This is a genomic window from Desulfosporosinus sp. I2 (genome assembly GCF_000960765.1).
Lineage (GTDB): Bacteria > Bacillota > Desulfitobacteriia > Desulfitobacteriales > Desulfitobacteriaceae > Desulfosporosinus.
Window position 1 is genome coordinate 1 of record NZ_JYNH01000097.1, and the last position, 17,988, is coordinate 17,988.

The 17,988-nt window shown below is 40.0% G+C and carries 17 protein-coding genes and 2 pseudogenes; 3 read left to right on the top strand and 16 right to left on the bottom strand.

The features are described from left to right. Positions 1-21: 21 nt before the first annotated feature. A complete protein-coding gene (locus UF75_RS17975) occupies positions 22-447 on the bottom strand; it encodes a thioesterase family protein (protein ID WP_045575952.1) in 426 nt (141 codons plus the stop codon). Positions 448-732: 285 nt separating this feature from the next. Here UF75_RS17975 and UF75_RS17980 point away from each other — a divergent pair, with 285 nt between their 5' ends. Beyond that, on the top strand, positions 733-927 hold the full coding sequence (locus tag UF75_RS17980; protein ID WP_045575953.1) for a DUF896 domain-containing protein: 195 nt from the start codon (positions 733-735) through the stop codon (positions 925-927). Positions 928-1,024: 97 nt separating this feature from the next. Next, a complete protein-coding gene (locus UF75_RS17985; RefSeq protein WP_045575954.1) occupies positions 1,025-1,312 on the top strand; it encodes a hypothetical protein in 288 nt (95 codons plus the stop codon). Between the two features lie 60 nt (positions 1,313-1,372). Here the strand turns inward: UF75_RS17985 and UF75_RS17990 are convergent, their stop codons facing one another. From UF75_RS17990 to UF75_RS18015, 6 genes and pseudogenes are all read right to left on the bottom strand, one after another. Then, on the bottom strand, positions 1,373-2,125 hold the full coding sequence (locus UF75_RS17990; protein WP_045575955.1) for a DeoR/GlpR family DNA-binding transcription regulator: 753 nt from the start codon (positions 2,123-2,125) through the stop codon (positions 1,373-1,375). 22 nt (positions 2,126-2,147) lie between these two features. Next, positions 2,148-3,881: a pyruvate kinase gene (gene pyk / locus UF75_RS17995; RefSeq protein WP_045575956.1), complete on the bottom strand. Its 1,734-nt coding sequence runs from the start codon at positions 3,879-3,881 to the stop codon at positions 2,148-2,150. A gap of 18 nt (positions 3,882-3,899) precedes the next feature. Next, entirely contained in the window at positions 3,900-4,910 is a 1,011-nt protein-coding gene (gene gap / locus UF75_RS18000) for a type I glyceraldehyde-3-phosphate dehydrogenase (protein ID WP_045575957.1), read from the bottom strand. A 504-nt stretch (positions 4,911-5,414) separates the two neighbouring features. Further along, positions 5,415-7,458 (bottom strand): annotated as a pseudogene (locus tag UF75_RS31090) (heterodisulfide reductase-related iron-sulfur binding cluster). Positions 7,459-7,519: 61 nt separating this feature from the next. Continuing rightward, entirely contained in the window at positions 7,520-8,509 is a 990-nt protein-coding gene (locus UF75_RS18010) for an electron transfer flavoprotein subunit alpha/FixB family protein (protein ID WP_045575958.1), read from the bottom strand. A gap of 14 nt (positions 8,510-8,523) precedes the next feature. Further along, positions 8,524-9,297 carry an electron transfer flavoprotein subunit beta/FixA family protein gene (locus UF75_RS18015; RefSeq protein WP_045575959.1) on the bottom strand — a complete coding sequence of 258 codons (774 nt, stop codon included), beginning with the start codon at positions 9,295-9,297 and terminating at the stop codon, positions 8,524-8,526. 1,052 nt (positions 9,298-10,349) lie between these two features. On the opposite strand from UF75_RS18015, the gene UF75_RS18020 reads away from it, so the two are divergent. Continuing rightward, complete coding sequence (locus tag UF75_RS18020; RefSeq protein ID WP_045575960.1) at positions 10,350-11,069, top strand: Crp/Fnr family transcriptional regulator; 720 nt, start codon at positions 10,350-10,352, stop codon at positions 11,067-11,069. Between the two features lie 7 nt (positions 11,070-11,076). Here UF75_RS18020 and UF75_RS18025 read toward each other — a convergent pair whose 3' ends face one another. From UF75_RS18025 to UF75_RS29240, 9 genes and pseudogenes are all read right to left on the bottom strand, one after another. Then, positions 11,077-11,670: a 4Fe-4S dicluster domain-containing protein gene (locus UF75_RS18025; protein WP_045575961.1), complete on the bottom strand. Its 594-nt coding sequence runs from the start codon at positions 11,668-11,670 to the stop codon at positions 11,077-11,079. Between the two features lie 184 nt (positions 11,671-11,854). After that, the gene (gene phoU / locus UF75_RS18030) at positions 11,855-12,514 is read right to left on the bottom strand and encodes a phosphate signaling complex protein PhoU (protein WP_156146502.1); all 660 of its coding nucleotides are present in this window, start codon (positions 12,512-12,514) and stop codon (positions 11,855-11,857) included. 97 nt (positions 12,515-12,611) lie between these two features. Then, positions 12,612-13,364 carry a phosphate ABC transporter ATP-binding protein PstB gene (gene pstB, locus UF75_RS18035; protein WP_045575963.1) on the bottom strand — a complete coding sequence of 251 codons (753 nt, stop codon included), beginning with the start codon at positions 13,362-13,364 and terminating at the stop codon, positions 12,612-12,614. Positions 13,365-13,396: 32 nt separating this feature from the next. Further along, positions 13,397-14,242 carry a phosphate ABC transporter permease PstA gene (gene pstA, locus UF75_RS18040; protein WP_045575964.1) on the bottom strand — a complete coding sequence of 282 codons (846 nt, stop codon included), beginning with the start codon at positions 14,240-14,242 and terminating at the stop codon, positions 13,397-13,399. After that, positions 14,239-15,120 (bottom strand): phosphate ABC transporter permease subunit PstC, encoded by an 882-nt coding sequence (pstC, locus tag UF75_RS18045; protein WP_045575965.1) that lies wholly within the window; start codon positions 15,118-15,120, stop codon positions 14,239-14,241. The genes pstA and pstC overlap by 4 nt, the downstream gene beginning before the upstream one ends. Before the next feature lie 320 nt (positions 15,121-15,440). Continuing rightward, on the bottom strand, positions 15,441-16,304 hold the full coding sequence (locus UF75_RS18050) for a phosphate ABC transporter substrate-binding protein (protein ID WP_045575966.1): 864 nt from the start codon (positions 16,302-16,304) through the stop codon (positions 15,441-15,443). Between the two features lie 107 nt (positions 16,305-16,411). Continuing rightward, the gene (locus tag UF75_RS18055; RefSeq protein ID WP_045575967.1) at positions 16,412-17,104 is read right to left on the bottom strand and encodes a response regulator transcription factor; all 693 of its coding nucleotides are present in this window, start codon (positions 17,102-17,104) and stop codon (positions 16,412-16,414) included. Positions 17,105-17,404: 300 nt separating this feature from the next. After that, positions 17,405-17,626 (bottom strand): hypothetical protein, encoded by a 222-nt coding sequence (locus tag UF75_RS18060; RefSeq protein ID WP_045575968.1) that lies wholly within the window; start codon positions 17,624-17,626, stop codon positions 17,405-17,407. Between the two features lie 88 nt (positions 17,627-17,714). Further along, a pseudogene (locus UF75_RS29240) lies at positions 17,715-17,988 on the bottom strand (UDP-N-acetylglucosamine--LPS N-acetylglucosamine transferase); the annotation flags it as partial.

The following is a 17,988-nucleotide window of genomic DNA, read 5'->3' on the forward strand; positions in this document are numbered from 1 at the left end:
GAGGAATACAATATCTTTTGCTCAAATTTCTGCTTGTTGTTTTTCCAAAACCGGTTGTAATTGTTGCCATATGGAATAATTACGGACATCTGTAGAGCGGCCTTCTTTATTTATAAAGACATGGATAGTCTTACCTTCTGCTAAGAGTATTTCTTCACGGAAAACCCGATATGAAAACGTAACCTTTCTAGAAGTCATCTCTTCTATCTCAGTAAATATAGTTAAATTATCGTCATAGTGTGTGGGTTTACGGTATCGACAACTGGCCTCAACAACAGCTAATCCTAAACCCTGTTCTTCAAATTTAGTATAGGGAAGATCTAATTCTCTAAACAGTTCAGATCTTCCAACCTCAAACCAAATAAGGTAATTTGAATGATAAACAATTCCCATTTGATCTGTTTCTGCATAACGAACTCTTAAATTTGTTGTTGAAAACAATCCCATCAAAAAAATCCTCCTGCGTTTTTCGTTTGAAATAATTTATTAAATAACAATATATCAACAATAGTCTTGATTCAGGTAGAATTTTACCCCATCTGAATCTTAGCAAATGTTATCCAGAAGTATAAATATAATGTAAGTTTATTAAACACACTTACTCGTAGACTTGAATATTATAGCATTCTTATTGTGAGATAGGAATTAATTTGTTAATTATTTTAGCTGTATGTTATAATGTCAAAATAATAGAATTTCATTAATTAAGTTAGATGAAAGGGGATTTTTAACTTGAGTTCTTCACCCATTAATATAATTATTGAGCGTATCAACGAGCTATCAAAAAAGAAACGCTCCACTCGTTTAGAAGAGTGGGAGCGCGCTGAACAGGAAGCATTACGTCAGGAATACTTATCATTTATTCGAGAACAAGTCAAAGATACCTTGAGTAATGTGAAAGTAGCGGAGGATTCGCCAGTACAATAAATTTAATCCCGTTAAAGAAAATGTATTTGTTTAGACCATTAGGCAAATAATAGTCTTCAGATTAGTAGTCTTATTATTATTAAAGGAGGAGATCCTTTTGCCTGAACGTATAATGAAGTATGGAGGGATAAAATTCCGGAATCTTGTTCCCCCGGTAAAAATTAATCGGTTTGTCAATCAATTGCCTCGTAACAAACGAGAATCACTCTTCGAAATTGCAAGCGAATTAGAAGGTGCAGGATTGATTGACGTTTTTAATGATCGAGAACATAGTACCATCGATAAAGATACAATTGACAATCAAATGACGAATACCGGTAATTATGATCATCCCCTCCAAAGCCTGAAGAGACCTATTAACGATACACTAAATCTCCCCAAATAATATTGATACGGCATTTAAAGACCCCCACTAATAAAAAGTAGGGGTCTTTAAAGCTCAACGCTAGGCAAGTAAAACTTTAACCCCTTGGCTATTAAGCGCTTCCATATTTGCGTTTGATAGTCCAGAGTCTGTGACAAGTGTATGAACACTATCCCAAAGAGCAAAGGTGTGAAAACATACTTGTCCTATCTTGGCACTATGCGCAACAAGAATAACTTCTTTAGCTACGTTAAGCATCGCTTGTTTGACTTCAGATTCCAACATATTGGAAGTCGATAATCCTCGCTCGATGTTTACCCCTGTTGCTCCCAAAAATAATTTATCGGCGTTCAAGCCCTTCAAAAAGGACCTGGCCATGGGGCCAACCAAGGCAAAGGTATTTGTTCTAACTTCTCCGCCTGTCATATGAACTGTAATCTGTTCGCGATTACCAAGTACACTAGCAATGGGTATAGAGTTGGTAATCACAGTGCATTTGGTGTGTAAAGCGTGGGCAACAGCTAAAGTCGTTGTACCTGCATCTAAAATAATGGAATCCTCTTTATTAACTAAGGTTGCTGCTAATTGACCTATTTTAGCCTTTTCTCGTTCGGCTTCTCCCATACTCATCATTAACAAAGTATCCATTGGGGTAATTGGAGGATAAATCGCTCGTCCATGTTCACGTTGAATTAAACCCAACGCAGCAAGGTTCTTGAGATCTCGACGAATAGTCATTTCAGATACTTTAAACCGCTGGGCTAATTCTATAACGGTCAAATTCCCATGTTCCTGGAGTAAGAAATGAATCTCATCCTGCCTTTCAGAACTCACGAATTCCCTCCTCTCACTATTCTTAGAGAATACTAATTGAGCCTTCATACATCATTCCAGTTAAAGCATCGACCGTTAAAATCTGACCATTGCTTATCTTGGAAAAAGCGTCTCTAGCGCCAACAATTGCCGGAATCCCATATTGCAAGGCCGCAATAGCTGCATGGGATGTCAAACCGCCCTCAACAACGACTAAAGCCCCAGCTCGAGCAATTAACGGAACAAATCTGGCATCAGTGGTCTCTGCAATTAGAATATCGCCCTCTGCGAAATCGTCCTTCTCAGGGTTTGAAACTTTACGTGCGATCCCGGAATAAGACTTACGACCAATACCTGTTCCTTTGGCCAAAATATTGCCCATAATTTGAACTTTAATCATATTGGTCGAACCTACTTTACCGATTGGAACACCCGCCGTGATAACGACAACATCACCGGCATTAATTAAGTTTTTATTTAAAGACGTATTCACAGCAACAGACAACATTTCATCTGTACCAGCACTTTGTGGGACAATCAGGGGTTGTACACCCCATTGCAATGCTAATTGTCGTGCTGTTGTGTCAAAGGGAGTCGCTGCAACGATTAATGCGCGCGGGCGGTACTTCGAGATCATTCGTGCTGTTAGCCCTGAGTGAGTGGGGGTAAGAATGGCTGCGGCAAGGAGGTCATTTGCGATAGTATAGCTTGCAAAACTGATGGCTTCGGCAACGTTTTTTTGAGCTTGTCTTGAAGCTTGACGATTTGAACCGATCTGTTCAGTCCTCTTGGCTATTTTATCCATCATATGAACTGCTTCAACTGGAAAAAGTCCTGCTGCTGTTTCGCCAGACAACATAATGGCATCAGTACCATCTAAAATCGCATTAGCAACATCGCTAGCCTCAGCCCTCGTCGGCCTCGGTTGACGGATCATCGAGTCTAACATCTGTGTTGCCACAATAACTGGTTTGCCAAGTAAATTACACTTACGGATCATTTCTTTCTGTCGAATAGGAACTTCTTCAACCGGTATTTCAACCCCGAGATCTCCTCGTGCAACCATGAGTCCATCAGCAACTTCAAGGATTGCATCTAGATTATTGATCCCTTCTTGACTTTCAATCTTAGCAATGATGTGCACATTGGCGTCCATTTCCTCAACGATCCTGCGGACATCTAAAATATTAACTGCCTTCCGTGTAAAGGAGGCCGCTATAAAATCAATCCCTTGGGAGATTCCAAAGCGGATATCTTCAATATCTCTTTCTGTAACTGCAGGTAAATCAATCAGTGCACCTGGAGCATTTACACCTTTTTGGGATTTCAAAATTCCGCCATTTCGAACAATGGTTCGAATAATTCCCTGTTCAATCGATGTGACTTCCAAATCGATTTGTCCATCATCTATGAGGATATGAGTTCCTTGGCTAATTTTCCTCCACAAATCGGTATAAGTAATTCCAACACGATGCTGATCCCCTAGACTGAGGTCTGTATCTAGAGAAAATTCTGTTCCGTTTTCAAGCGTAATACCACCCTCAGGAACTTTGCCCGTGCGTACTTCCGGCCCTTTGGTGTCGAGAAGAATGCCGAGATGCTTTCCGAATTTAGCAGCTTCCTGTTTCAAAATCGCGATTCTACGTCCATGTTCTTCATGGGTTCCGTGTGAAAAGTTCAGACGTGCAACATCCATTCCAGCGTCTAAAAGAGCATGAACCTTTTCGTTAGACTCACTTGCCGGACCAATAGTACAGACAATTTTAGTTCTCCTCATGGTGCATTACCTCCAAGCCTACAAGCCTTTATTTACAATAAGCTTCACTAAATCGACAATGCGATTTGAGTAGCCCGTTTCATTATCATACCAAGCTAACACCTTAACCATTCGGTCACCCATCATCATCGTTGATAATCCATCAACGATTGAACTGGCAGGATTACCATTAAAATCAATCGAAACTAGCGGTAATTCACAAAATTCTAGGATTCCTTTTAAAGGTCCCGCAGCAGCTTGACGTAAAGCTGCATTGACTTCTTCTTTGGTTGTTGGCTTAGACAAGTTTGCTACAAAGTCAACTAAGGAAACATTAGGGGTTGGAACCCGAACGGCCAATCCATTCATTTTACCTTCTAATTCAGGCAGAACAAGGGTAACTGCTTTAGCTGCACCTGTGGTCGTTGGTATCATGGATTGGTATGCAGCTCTGGACCGGCGCCAATCTGAATGTTCAAGGTCTAAAATACGTTGGTCATTGGTGACTGAGTGAGTGGTCGTCATCATCCCTTGTTCAATTCCAAAAGAATCAAGTAAGACTTTGGCAACGGGTGCAAGGCAGTTTGTAGTACAGGAGGCATTCGAAATGATATGGTGCATTTTGGGATCATATTTGCTTTCATTGACTCCAAGGACAATCGTAATATCTTCATTTTTTGCAGGAGCAGATATAATAACCTTTTTGGCTCCGGCTGTAAGATGTTGAGCAGCAGCCTCACGTTTTGTAAAACGTCCGGTTGATTCGATTACGATATCGACGCCAAGTTTACTCCAAGGTAAATCTTGGGGATTTCTTTCTGCTAAAATTTCGATGCGCTTACCATCGATGATCATAGTCCGTCCATCGATTTCTACTGAATTCGGAAGAATTCCATGAACTGAATCGTACTTGAACAAATGGGCTAGTAAATCTGGACTTCCTAAATCATTAATGGCTACCACTTCAAAAGGAAGAGATTGCTTTAGTGCTGCCCGTAGTGTAAGTCGACCAATTCTACCGAAACCATTAATAGCTACTTTTAAACTCATTATTATGACCTCCTCATATAATCCGGCTTATATTATCCGGTTATGCATTAAATGCTTACTATAAACACTATTCTGTGCAAATAAACAAAATCCTGCTTAGAAAATGTTTAGATACACAAAAATATTGTTTAATATAGATTATGATTCCCTAAATTATAATAAAACTTGCAAAGCAACGCTCTGCAAGTTTTGAAAAAAGCTATTCTCTTTTAGGTTATAAGTTTGGGCGTTGAACACTTAAGCTCAACTGCAATAGCTGGTTTTTCCTCGTAGGCAAAGATCCTTTCAAGCACGGATTTAAATTTTTCTTCAATTACCAAAAAGTTCTAGAAATTAATCTTTCTAGAAGTATAAACACTATCTTTCACAAGTGAGATTTTTACCCCACCTGAATCTTAAACGATGTTAAACTAGGAAACTTGGGGCTGATTATAATCGCCATGCTGGGCGTACACCGAAAAGACCAACTGATTTGATCATCAGTTGGTCTTAGAGTCTTATAAATTACAGTGACTTTTCCAAAATCTCGGCAATATCTAATGCCTTAAGCTGTTCTCCAGCTTCACGAGCCGCAATTCCATCGACGATCATTGTAAGACAGAACGGACAGGCAGTACTGACATAATCTGTTTTCACAGCGATTGCCTCATCTGTTCGCATCTCATTAATGCGTTGCCCTTCATTTTCTTCAAGCCACATTCTTCCGCCACCTGCACCGCAACAAAAACTCTTTTCGCCCGTGTGCTTCATTTCTTTAATTTCTAAGCCAACAGCTTTAAGCAATTCACGAGGTTGATCGTAAATTTCATTATAGCGGCCTAAATAACAAGAATCATGGTAGGTGACTGACTTATTGTCTCCACGAGAGAGTTTCAACTTACCAGATTTAACTAGATCTAACAGGAACACGGTATGGTGTATTACTTCAAAATCTCCGCCCAATTGAGGATACTCATTTTTTAAGAAATTGTAGCAGTGAGGGCATTGAGTAATGATTTTCTTTACTCCATATCCCTTCATCACTTCAATATTTTCAGTGGCTAAGGAATAGAATAAATATTCGTTTCCAAGCTTACGAGCAGAGTCACCGCAACATTTTTCTTCATTACCTAAAATTGCAAAGCGAACGCCAGCAGCTTGAAGTAATTTGACCAAGGCTGCGGATACTTTTTGATTGCGAGCATCAAAGGCACCAGAACAACCAGGCCAATATAAATATTCCACTTCTGGGTCCTCTTCGTAGGTCTTAACTCCGAGACCTGTGAGGAAATCGGCACGAGTACTCCAGCCAATGCCCCAAGGATTACCGTTGTTTTCCATGTTCTTGAAGGCTAGTTGAGCTTCTCCAGGGAAGCGAGTTTCCATTAGAACGAGGTTACGACGCATATCGATGGTTTTGTCGACATGTTCCACAAAAACTGGACATTGTTGTTCACACGAGCGACATGTTGTGCATGCCCATATGTCTTCTTCAGAAATCACTTCTCCAATCAGGGCTCTGCCAGTCCATCCTTCGGACTCATCTGACTCACTAGCTGCGGCAGCTTCCTGACCAGCAACCCCTGCCGAGAGTTTTTTCTCAGCTTTAAGAGCCTCACCGGTTTCTTCCATAAGAACACGCATATCCTGAATGATCCCTTTTGGGGTTAAGTGCTTTCCACTCAAGTAGGCAGGACAGTTATCCTGGCACCGACCACAACGTAAGCAGGCATCCGTGTTGAATAATGTTTTCCAAGAAAATTCTCGCAACTGACGTTTTTCCGAAGGTCTCAAGACTCTCATCTTCAAAATCAATTGGTTCTGGTATGCCGATTGGTCCACGTTTGCGGAAGAATTGGTTAAGTGGCCCAAGCAAGATGTGGAAAAGTTTGGAGTATGGGAAATAGGCTATAAAAGTCATCGCGAGAGCAAGATGGAACCACCAGAGGAATACGTGTAATGACAAGAGTTGTGCTTCATTGAACATTGCTTTAAGAGGAATAGACATCCACTGTCCAACAAAGGCATAGCCTGCCCAAGGATCGGGTATAACAGCAATACGTGCTCCTTGGATGACAAAACCCGTCAATAAAATAGTGAACAGTAACGCAAGGGTAATTGCATCGTCCGCTTTATTGTCTAAGCGATCAGGTCTTTGGATATAGCGACGGTAAGCGGCGATAAGAATTCCAATTAGAGCTAAAAGCCCAAACAAGTTAGCAGTAACTTTAATGAAAAGATAAAGCCAACCGTGAAAGATCTGTAGTGAAAAATCTGCTTGAAGGGTTATGATGGCGGTTGCAAAGGCTAAAAATATAAATCCAAAGAAAATAGTTGCATGCATTAATCCTGGATACGCGTCTTTTAATATTCGTTTGTGGGCAAAGGTATAAACTAAAACGTCCTTTATCCCTGCTCCGATATCTTTCCAACGATTTTCGGGTTGCCCTAATTTCCAGAGCTGAACTCGTTTATACACACCGTAGCCAAAGATTATAAGTGCAACGATAAAGAACAAGTAAAGCCAATGCTCTCCTTCAATGTTCCAATACACTTGACGTGTTGCCATTCTTCCCTCTCCTTACCTTTATTAGTGAAGCGCCTTTAAAAGGCGCTTCACTAATAATTTTTTATTCATTAACCAGTTTCTTAAACTCTTCTGTTAACAAGGGAACTACTTCAAAAAGGTCTCCAACAATACCGTAATCAGCAACATTAAAAATGTTAGCTTCTGGATCTTTGTTAATAGCTACAATGAATTTTGAAGAGCCCATACCAGCAAGGTGTTGAATTGCACCAGAAATTCCGCAAGCAATATAAAGCGTAGGCGCGACAGTTTTTCCAGTTTGTCCAACTTGGAACTTGTGTTCTTTCCAGCCAGAATCTACAGCAGCGCGTGATGCTCCAACCGCTGCTCCGATAACATCAGCGAGATCTTCGAGGATGTTATAATTTTCAGGACCCTTCATTCCACGCCCACCAGATACAATGACATTAGCCTCTGTAAGCTCAGGACGTTTAGAAGCTGCGATGGCAACTTCCTTGAGAATAGCAACTAAGTCAGAAGCATCAATTTCTGCTGCTTCTTTGCTGACTTCAGCCTGCCGTCCAGCTACAGGTGCTTCTACAGCAAAGGTATTAGGACGAATTGTCGCCAGAATGGGTCGAACATTTGAGGAGAGATGTGCGAAAGCTTTACCTGCATAAATTGGACGTTTAAAACTTAAGAAGTTAGTTGCATCAATTTCCATACCCGTGCAATCAGATGCTAAACCGACACCTAAACGTTGAGCAAGACGAGGAGCAAGATCCTTACCAACAGCAGTATTACCCATTAAGACTGCTGTTGGTTCATCCTTAGAAATGAGCTTATTAAGAACAGAGGTGTAAGCACCTGTTGTGTAATCCGCTAACTTTGCATCATCAACTAAGATAACTTTGTCTGCTCCGCCTTCGGCAAGAGTCTGAGCAAGTCCATCAATACCTTGTCCAAGAACTACGGCTACTAAGGGTTCGCCAGTTTGATCCGCAATTTTTCGTCCTTGGCTGAGTAGTTCTAATGAAACTTTACGAATTTGCAAGTTGCGTTGTTCGACGATAATCCAAATTCCTTTAGCCATGTTAATTCCTCCCTTTACAGAACCTTAGCTTCTTCACGCAAGAGTCGTGCTAATTCATTGGCAGCTTGTGCAGCATCCCCGGCAATTTTTCGCCCACCTTGGCGAGCGTTAGGTAAAGTGTATTTATCTACGTTCATTTTTAACGACAAATCTCCAGCGTTTAACCCAAGATCTGCAAGGGTCAAAGTTTGTAAAGGTTTTTTCTTGGCTTTCATAATTCCTGCAACAGACGGATAACGAGGGTCATTCAGACCTTTTTGAGCCGTAATTACAGCTGGAAAGCTAACTTCAATTAACTCTGTTCCACCATCAATTTCACGGGTAGCAGTCGCTTGAGTTCCAGCAACTTCAAGTTTAAGGACACTGCTGACGGAAGGTATCTTCAATGCTTCTGCTAAACGAACAGCAATTTGACTTGCACCATCGTCGATAGCAATTCTTCCTACTAAGATGACATCATAAGGGATTTGGGAAATCGCTTTAGCGAGAATTTCTGCTTTAGCACATTCATCCGTATTTTCTAAGGCAGGATCACTAATCAATACGCCTTTATCTATCCCCATCGCTAAAGCGGTGCGGATTGCTTCTTGGGCACGTGCGCCGCCCATAGTTACTACGGTTACTTCGCCACCAAACTTTTCTTTCAGTCTGATTCCTTCTTCGATGGCATATTCATCGTACGGGTTAATAATCAAATTAACCCCATTGGCATCGATTTGACCGTTAGCATCTAGTACGATTTTAGCCTCAGTATCAAATGTTTGTTTGATGAAGACGACAATATTCACACTGTTTCCCCCTTACTGCAACAATATTACTCTTAATTGTAATTTAAAAATAAAAGCCTTCAATTTTACCTATGCATTTAGACCGACGAGTTGACTACATAAACTATACATCTTGCTACTTTTTTCATAACACCCCCATTAAAGAGTGAGAAGGAATTATTTTCCAGTACTTTTTTATAGACTCTGGCTAGACACATAAAAGTAAAATTCTCCAGCAGAATCACTGGTCAACTAGAAAAGAAATAAGATTTGTTTCACATGTACAAGTAATACGTATCCAATTATAACACAAATACATAACCCGCATTTGCAAACGTAACTATTTGCACAAACTATTACAAGCTTATTCTTCTCACTTATTAAGACTAGCACTGAGGTTGCAATAAGTCAATATGACAATAATTAATATATCATATAATGCTTCTATTGTGCTGGTACAACGAATCAAAGAATCATTCGCAAGGTTACACAGTCACATTGAACTCGAAACACGTGCTAGCCTATGACTGGCTTGACCACCAGAAATTAACATAGCACCCGCACTACAAGAAGTGGAGGTGCTAGAAATTTTGAAACTTTACCTTGTAATCAAACTATTAATTCAGTCATAATAATTACGGATTGTAAGATGTCAAATTTCTATTTCGGAAAGAGTTACTTTTAGACTTGTACCAAAAAAGAGTTTGTTTTAAAATACCCATTTTAAGGATTTTTGTGAGAAATTGGTTTTTGAATATTTCGTTCTTTATGAGTATCAAATTCTTGGAAATGAGGATCTCTTACTGTAACCGATGATTTAGCTCGTGAAACTTTCTTATGGGCCCCCAAATTTTTCATCCACCTTTCGAGTCAAGATCATAATCGAACTAGAATTAATATTTCCTCATCGATCATTTGATATGCTTAATGCTGACAAGATTCGTAACTTAAATATGGTAGACTATATTTTACACGGAGCATGTTATAATATTCTTGTCACAGATTCGCACTCAACAAGCTAAGCGTTTTAAATCAAATCTAAAAACACTAGTATGCTTGAACGGAGGGTTTACATGTTAAAAGAACAGCAAGTTCGCGAAATTATTGAAGCTAAACTTTTTTCCGGTAACATGCCCACTGAATTTATTAATTTTTGCCTAGCTCATGGTCGGATTCGTCATTATGCCCCTAAACAGTATCTTTATTTTTCCGGCGATGAAGGCAATACGGTATTTTTTTTAGTTACAGGTCGAATTCGGTTGTACTTAATGAGTGAGTTTTCAGAGAAAATTATTCGTATTCTTAGCCCTCCAGCTTTTTTCCCTGAAGTTGTTCTGGATGGAAAACCTTATCCTCACGCAGCTCTTTGTATCGAGGAGACAGACGTATTGGCCATAGATCGGAAAACTTTAACTCGTTTTATTGAAAGCAATCCTTCCGTACTGTGGGTATTCTACCGGGAACTTGCTTTAGATTTACGCCGTTCATATCGACAAATTCGAAATCTGTCTCTTGGCGATGCGCGTTTACGTTTAGGAGCTAAGCTATATGCTTTAGCTCATGTCCATGGAAAATCATCTTCAAATGGAACCTTAATTGCCGTTTCCCTGTCCGCTACGGAGCTCGCAGGAATGTGTAGCCTTGCCCGTGAGTCAGTTAGTCGTATATTGGGCGAGTTAAAGGATGAGGCTATTATTAAAATTGAGAAAAAAAATATTACCGTTCTCGATCTTGAAAGTTTACGCGATTGGATTCATGAACGGGCCAGCCGTACACGTTCTTCTTTAGACTAAGGGTTAATTAAGGTTCTTGCCGTTCAAGGAAATGAGTTAATCGTTCTTGAGGTCCACCCTCTTTTATATATTTCAACATCGTTTCAGTGACCCAATCAACTACTTCTTGATCTGTCGTGACTTGCCCCGCTAACCTCGCAAATTGTGGGTGGCGGCCAATTCTCCCTCCAAGACGCAAGGTCCAACCACTTTCTCCAGAGGTTAACGTACCTGTAGGACACACGGTTTGACAATTCCCACAGGAGAGGCAGAGAGTGTGATCGATCGTTATCCCGTTTGATTGCCAAGAAATAGCCTTTTCTAAGCAGGAAGTAATACAAGTTTTACACCCTGAACAAGGAATATTGGTAACTTTAGGGGTCAAATATCCTGAAATTCCAAAGTCTTTGATATTCGGATGAGAACATCCATTGGGGCAACCAGCTAAACTTACCTTCGGAAGATGGTGATGAAGAACCGGGCGGAACTTATCTTCAAGGCTCTCAAATAAGTTCAGTTCATTAAGCTTCTTGCTTAGCACCCAATAAAGCGAGTTCCAGTCACGAGCTAATTTAGGGCAATTCGGACGGCAATGTCCTAGTTGAAATCCTTGCTGTTGCATCTATGATTCCCCCACGATTAATAATCCTTTTACACGTACCATTTGGAGGTAGTTTAACAGAAATTATTGTCATAAACTGTGGTTTTAATCACATTGTCAAACAATGGTACAAATATATAAAAAAAGCAAATCACTAGGATGCCCTGCTAGTGATTTGCTTTTTTAAATTCTTCCGATAATGGAGTTATTCGTTGAGATTCACTCTCTTCCCTGTACAAATGTAGACTATTTCTTCCGCAATATTTGTACAATAATCCCCCAAACGCTCTAAAAATCGACTCGCAAAAAGCAGGTAATTGGCTTGAGTCACCTTATTGGGATTCTCCATCATAATTGTTCGTAATTCTCCAAATACTTGAGAATATATTTGATCGATTTCATCATCGATCAACGACATCTGGGCTGCTGTTTGACAATCATCTTGAACGTATGCTTTAAGTCCAAGACTGAGCATATCATGTACTAAAGCGCTCATTCGGGGGATGTCTATGAGCGGTTTAATGAAGGCTTCTTGGCCTATTCTAATCGTTAATTTTGCAAGGTCAACCGATAAATCGCCCATTCTTTCTAGGTACATAGAAATTTTAAAACCAGCCACAAGCTTTCTTAAATCACGAGCAAAAGGCTGCTGTGTCGCAATAAGAAGGATGCATTTTTCCTCAATAACTGCCTGCAAATCGTTGACGACAAGGTCTTTAACGACAATAGAATTAGCTAATTCTATATCCTGGTTTAATAAGGAACCAACAGCCAGATTAATTTGTTGGTCTACCATATTACCGAGGTCTAATATATTTAAGCGCAGTTCCTCTAAATCACTATCAAATTTTTGGCGAGTTGGCAATCTTAGCCCCCCTCTCATTTCTAGAGGTCTTAATACTCAAACATAAAATAAATTAAACTAATTAGTATTATATCAGAAAAAATAGTCAACATGCTCTTTAACCGAATCGTCCGGAAATATAATCTTCAGTCTTTTTCATACTGGGACGGGTAAAGAGAATACTCGTTACATCTTCTTCAATTAGATCTCCACTTAAAAAGAATGCCGTTCTGTCTGAGACTCGAGATGCTTGATGCATATTATGCGTTACGATAATGATAGTGTACTTATTTTTTAATTCTGCAATTAGTTCTTCAATTTTCATTGTAGAAATGGGATCAAGCGCTGATGTCGGTTCATCCATTAATAATATTTCTGGTTCTACTGCCAAAAGACGAGCAATACAGAGCCGCTGTTGCTGACCTCCAGAAAGTCCCAAAGCAGATTTGTGTAATCGATCTTTTACCTCATTCCATAATGCTGCATCTTTAAGACTTGTCTCGACAATTTCATTTAATCGTTTCTTATCCGTTTCTCCGTGAATATTAGGACCATAAGCTACGTTCTCAAAAACAGATTTTGGAAACGGATTTGGATTTTGGAAAACCATTCCTACGCGTTTACGAAGTAGCACAACATCAGTATCTGCCGCGTAAATATCCTCTCCATCAATCCTGATTTTTCCTGAAATCTTCACATTCGGTATTAAATCTTGCATTCGGTTAAGAGAACGCAGAAAGGTAGACTTACCACATCCAGAGGGACCAATGAGGGCAGTTACGCTTCTTTCCTTCATTGCCAAGTTAATATTTTTTAAGGCCTGTTGCTCACTGTAATAAAGGTCGAGGTTACTGACCACGATCTTATCCATTTCCATTTCTCCTTAAACACACTTATTGGGTACTACACCTTATTTTTTCCCAAGAGTCGTTTTTGCAACCAACGACTAGGTATTGTTAGAAAAAGGTTAAAGACTATAACCATAATGATGAGTAAGGCAGCGGTTCCGTCAGCAATTTGATCAGCGTTTGTCCCTGGCAAAGGATTTGACTTAGCTGCAAATAGATGAACGGCTAATGTCTCACCAGCAGCAAAAGGATTAATATCAAATAATTTACGAGAGACATTCATTCCAGCCGTGAAAATCAAGATAGCCGTCTCGCCTAATGCCCTACCAGCAACCAGTGTTATACCCGTAATTAACCCTGGCAGAGCCGTTGGCAAAATAACCTTACGGATTGTTTGCCACATCGTAGCCCCTAAGGCTAAGCTTGCCTCCCGATAACTTCTTGGAACCGCTTGTAGGGACTCTTCTGTCACGCGTACTAAGATAGGTAGATTCAGTAACGCCAGAGTGGCTGCGCCCCCTAAAATGGTGAATCCTAAACCAAGCATGTTCACAAAAACGATCATTCCAAAGAGTCCGAAGACGATTGAAGGTACAGTGGCAAGGCTTTCCGTACTTAAACGAATTATGTCAGTTAATTTGGTTTTAGGGGCGTATTCTGACATGTATATCCCTGCGCCTAATCCAACAGGCATTGAAAAGACTAGCGAAAGAAATAGAATATAGAAAGAGTTAAACAATTGACCTCTTACACCATCAGGTCCATTAAAGAAGTCACTAGTAAGAAAGGGTAGGCCCCGTCCTAAAATCTGAATCAAAAATGCCACTAATAAGGATAAAATAAGTACGGCCACACCCCAGAGCATCATAGTGGCAAAACGATCGGCTTGACGAGCTTTCAATGGCTCGCCCCCTTTCTTGAGGCTGTACGGACTAGAATAATCATAACAAGGGCAATGATCAACAGTATGAAAGCCATTAAAAACAAGGCATTGTTCCACGTTGATCCAAACGGTGTGTTCCCCATTTCCATAACGATGTTACTCGTTAACGTTGAGGTTGGACTCACTAGGGAACTTGGAAAACGGGGTGAATTGCCGATAACCATTTGCACTGCCATAGTTTCACCGATTGCCCTAGCCATCGCTAAAATGATCGCTGTTAAAATTCCGGGGGATGCCGCTGGTACAAGGACCCTGCGTATGGTTTGCCAGCGTGTTGCCCCTAAGGCTAGCGAAGCTTCTTTATAGGTCCCTGGCAAAGCGCGTAAAGCATCTTCCGAAAGACTTATCACGGTTGGCAAAATCATAATGGCTAATACGATCCCTGCAGCTAACATACCATAGCCAGTTGGTGAGTTCGTGAGTTTGCGTGTCAAACCAACAACAACCGTAATCCCTACGTATCCGTAGACTACAGATGGAATCCCTGCAAAAAGATCCGTAGCTGGACGCATAATTGCCCGTACCCATGGGGGTGCCATCTCCGCTAAAAACACTGCCCCTGCCAGTCCAATTGGTCCTCCAAGTAATATTGCTATTAGTGTCGTACCAATCGAACCAGCTATAAATGACAGTGCTCCAAACTGGCCAGAGTCCGGACTCCATTTGCTACTTGTAAAGAATTCAAAGATGCTGACTTCTCGAAATGTGGATAAACCCTGCATTCCTACAAACCAAATTATACAAACGATGATCAATGAGACCAACACAGCGCTACTAATAAATAGATAACGCGACAAACGGTCATTGAAATATACCCAGGACTTACGGTGAGGCAACCTGTTACACCTCCAAATCGTTCTAAATTTTAGATTATAACGATCATTAATACTCTAAATCATTTTGCTTTGCTTGTGATAAGTCTAACTCATTTATGTAAATTATCGATTAAGGGAATGTAAAGTTTAGGTTAATATTACAAAAGACACACCCATATTATGAATAATCATTCTAGGTCTAGTTTTAGTTTTACCATTTCAGGTTGAGCATACAGAATTAGGAGCAAGAGATATCTTGCTCCTAATTCTGTAGATCGATATATCAGTCGAGTCAGACTAGGAATCAGCGATTTGAAAATGATGGTTCTCTTAGTTTTATCTTATTTCTTCATCTTACTAATGGCTATAAATCCTGTCTTTTCAACATTCTTATCTTGGAATTCCTTACTTAAGACATAGTCTAAGAAGAGTTTTACCGTTCCAGTAGGTTCTCCTTTAGTGTACATGTGTTCATAGGCATAAATAGGATACTGACCGCTAGTAACTGCATCCACACTGTATGCAACGCTATTGTACTTTAAAGCCTTAACAGTGTCTTTTAGGTATGCAGCATCGATATAACCAATAGCGCCTGGAGTTTGAGCCACACCTGTGATTAAGTTTCCTGTAGAATCTTGAGCGGCAGCTTTATCTGTAAAGTCTTTACCATCCATTATAATTTTGCTGATCGTGGCACGGGATCCGGATGATTTTGCACGGCCGATAATGGATATCGTGGCGTCCTTACCACCAACATCTTTCCAGTTTGTTATTTTCCCTGTAAAGATATCCGAAAGTTGAGCTTTGGTCAAATTGTCAACTGTGACATCTTTATTAGTAATGATGAGGAAGGGCGCTACTGCAACTTGGTGATCCACCAAGCCTTTGTCTTTCAGTTCATCCGTAACAACCACATCTGAGTTTCCAACATCCACAGAACCACTAGCGACATTGTTTAACCCGGTAAACGAACCTCCACCGCTTAAGTTCACCTGAACACCTGCATTTTTGCTCATAAACTCATCGGCAGCTAATTTAACCAGGGGTTGAAGTGCTGTTGAACCTGCAGCAGAAATCGTTTTCTTGTCAGCACTTGATGTAGCTGAAGAATTTGTCGGTGCTGCTGTTTGACCGCATCCTACCAGAACTAGCAAAGAAATCAGGGTAGTACTTAAAAGAGCAATTTTCGATTTTGATTTAAACAATTTCGTTTCCTCCTTAAATTTCCTATGTTCAAATTCCTTAACACAAAATGATTATACTGGAAGATTGTAAAGTCTCAATGAACTCAATGTAAAGTTTAAGTTAAATTTCAGTATTTTTCTCGGTGTGTAAACGTGTACCCAACTCCACGTACCGAGTCGAGAACGGGTCCTATAGATTTCAATTTATTGCGCAAATGACTGATATGGACATCAAGTGCTCTAGTACCTGAGCTGGAAAGGTCACCCCAGACTTTTTGAATTAGATATTCTCGACTGAATACTTGGTAAGGATTGGTAACAAAGAGAACAAGCAATTCGAATTCCTTCGCGGTTAAATTTAAAGGCTGTTTAGCTAGGGTAACAGTATAGCTTTCTTTCTCAATTTCCAATCCCGCCCATCTAAGTGGACTATCTTCAATATCAATTTTACGTTGAATCTCTCTAAGTCTAGCCTTTATCCTTGCAGACAATTCTCTCGGACTAAAAGGCTTAGATAAGTAGTCATCGGCGCCGAGTTCAAGTCCGATTATTTTGTCCATGACATCATCGCTGTGACTTAGAATTATAATTGGAACATCATGGGTATCCTTCTGAGCACGCAGTGTTTTAATAACTTCAAATCCATTAATAAGTGGTAGAGTTTGATTAATAATAATAATGTCTGGTTTATCTCTCCTAGTGAGTTCTAACCCTTGCTCACCGTTTAAGGCGGTTATTACATTATACCCATCTCTTTCTAAGTTAACCCGGACTAGTTCTTGAATTTGGACCTCGTTCTCTACGAGTAAAATTTTGGTCACACCATAACTCCCCCCAATAAAGGCCCTCCCTTACGATTTTAATTCAAAATGAACAACTACCTATATCATAATTGTTGTATGTAAAGTCTGTATGAACGGAATGTAAATTTATTGTTATATATTATGATTGATCAATCAAGACATCCTCATTTTTCTGGATAACAGCTCGCCAATACCAACGCCTGATCTGTATAAAATATTGTTTTAGATTGGAAGTCATATCCTTTTTCGATCATCTTTATCCACTATTTCCATTTCATTTGACATTAACATGCCCCCAACAATATTAATTTTAAATTCCTAAGCGTATTGATAGTGATACCCTTCTTTAATCAGCATCTTCTTAACTTTAGTCAGCTCCACAGGGTCAAAAAAATGCACCTCTTTTCCGCTACGAATAATCCAAGTCTGCGGAGTTAATTGCCCTTCCTTAATTAGTTTTTTAAATTTAAAACTTGATACTTCAAGATAGTACGTAGCCTCTTTGGTATTCAATACGTAATATTTATATTGTGGGGTCATTATCCAGCCTCCTTTTTACCAAATAACCATTCATTTTAGAAAATGAATATGAATCGGACGCTTTAAATGAATTGTATTATGTCGCTGATTATCCAGTTTTCTGCTTCATTCTCAAATCCGACACTAATTGCAGCAAAGCCTCCACAACCTGTTCTGTGGAGGGGCCTGGTAAAGCGACCGCTGCTTTTTCCTGCATTCTTTCAATATTCTCGGGATAGCTTAAGCAGCGCTTTAGAAGTTGTTCCAATTCCTCTTCACTCCCTGCAACCTGCCCTGCGCCAACGCGTTGCACAAACTGTGCATTTTCAACTTCTTGCCCGGGGATCGGCTTGAAGATTACAAGTGGCAAGTGCTTTGTTAAA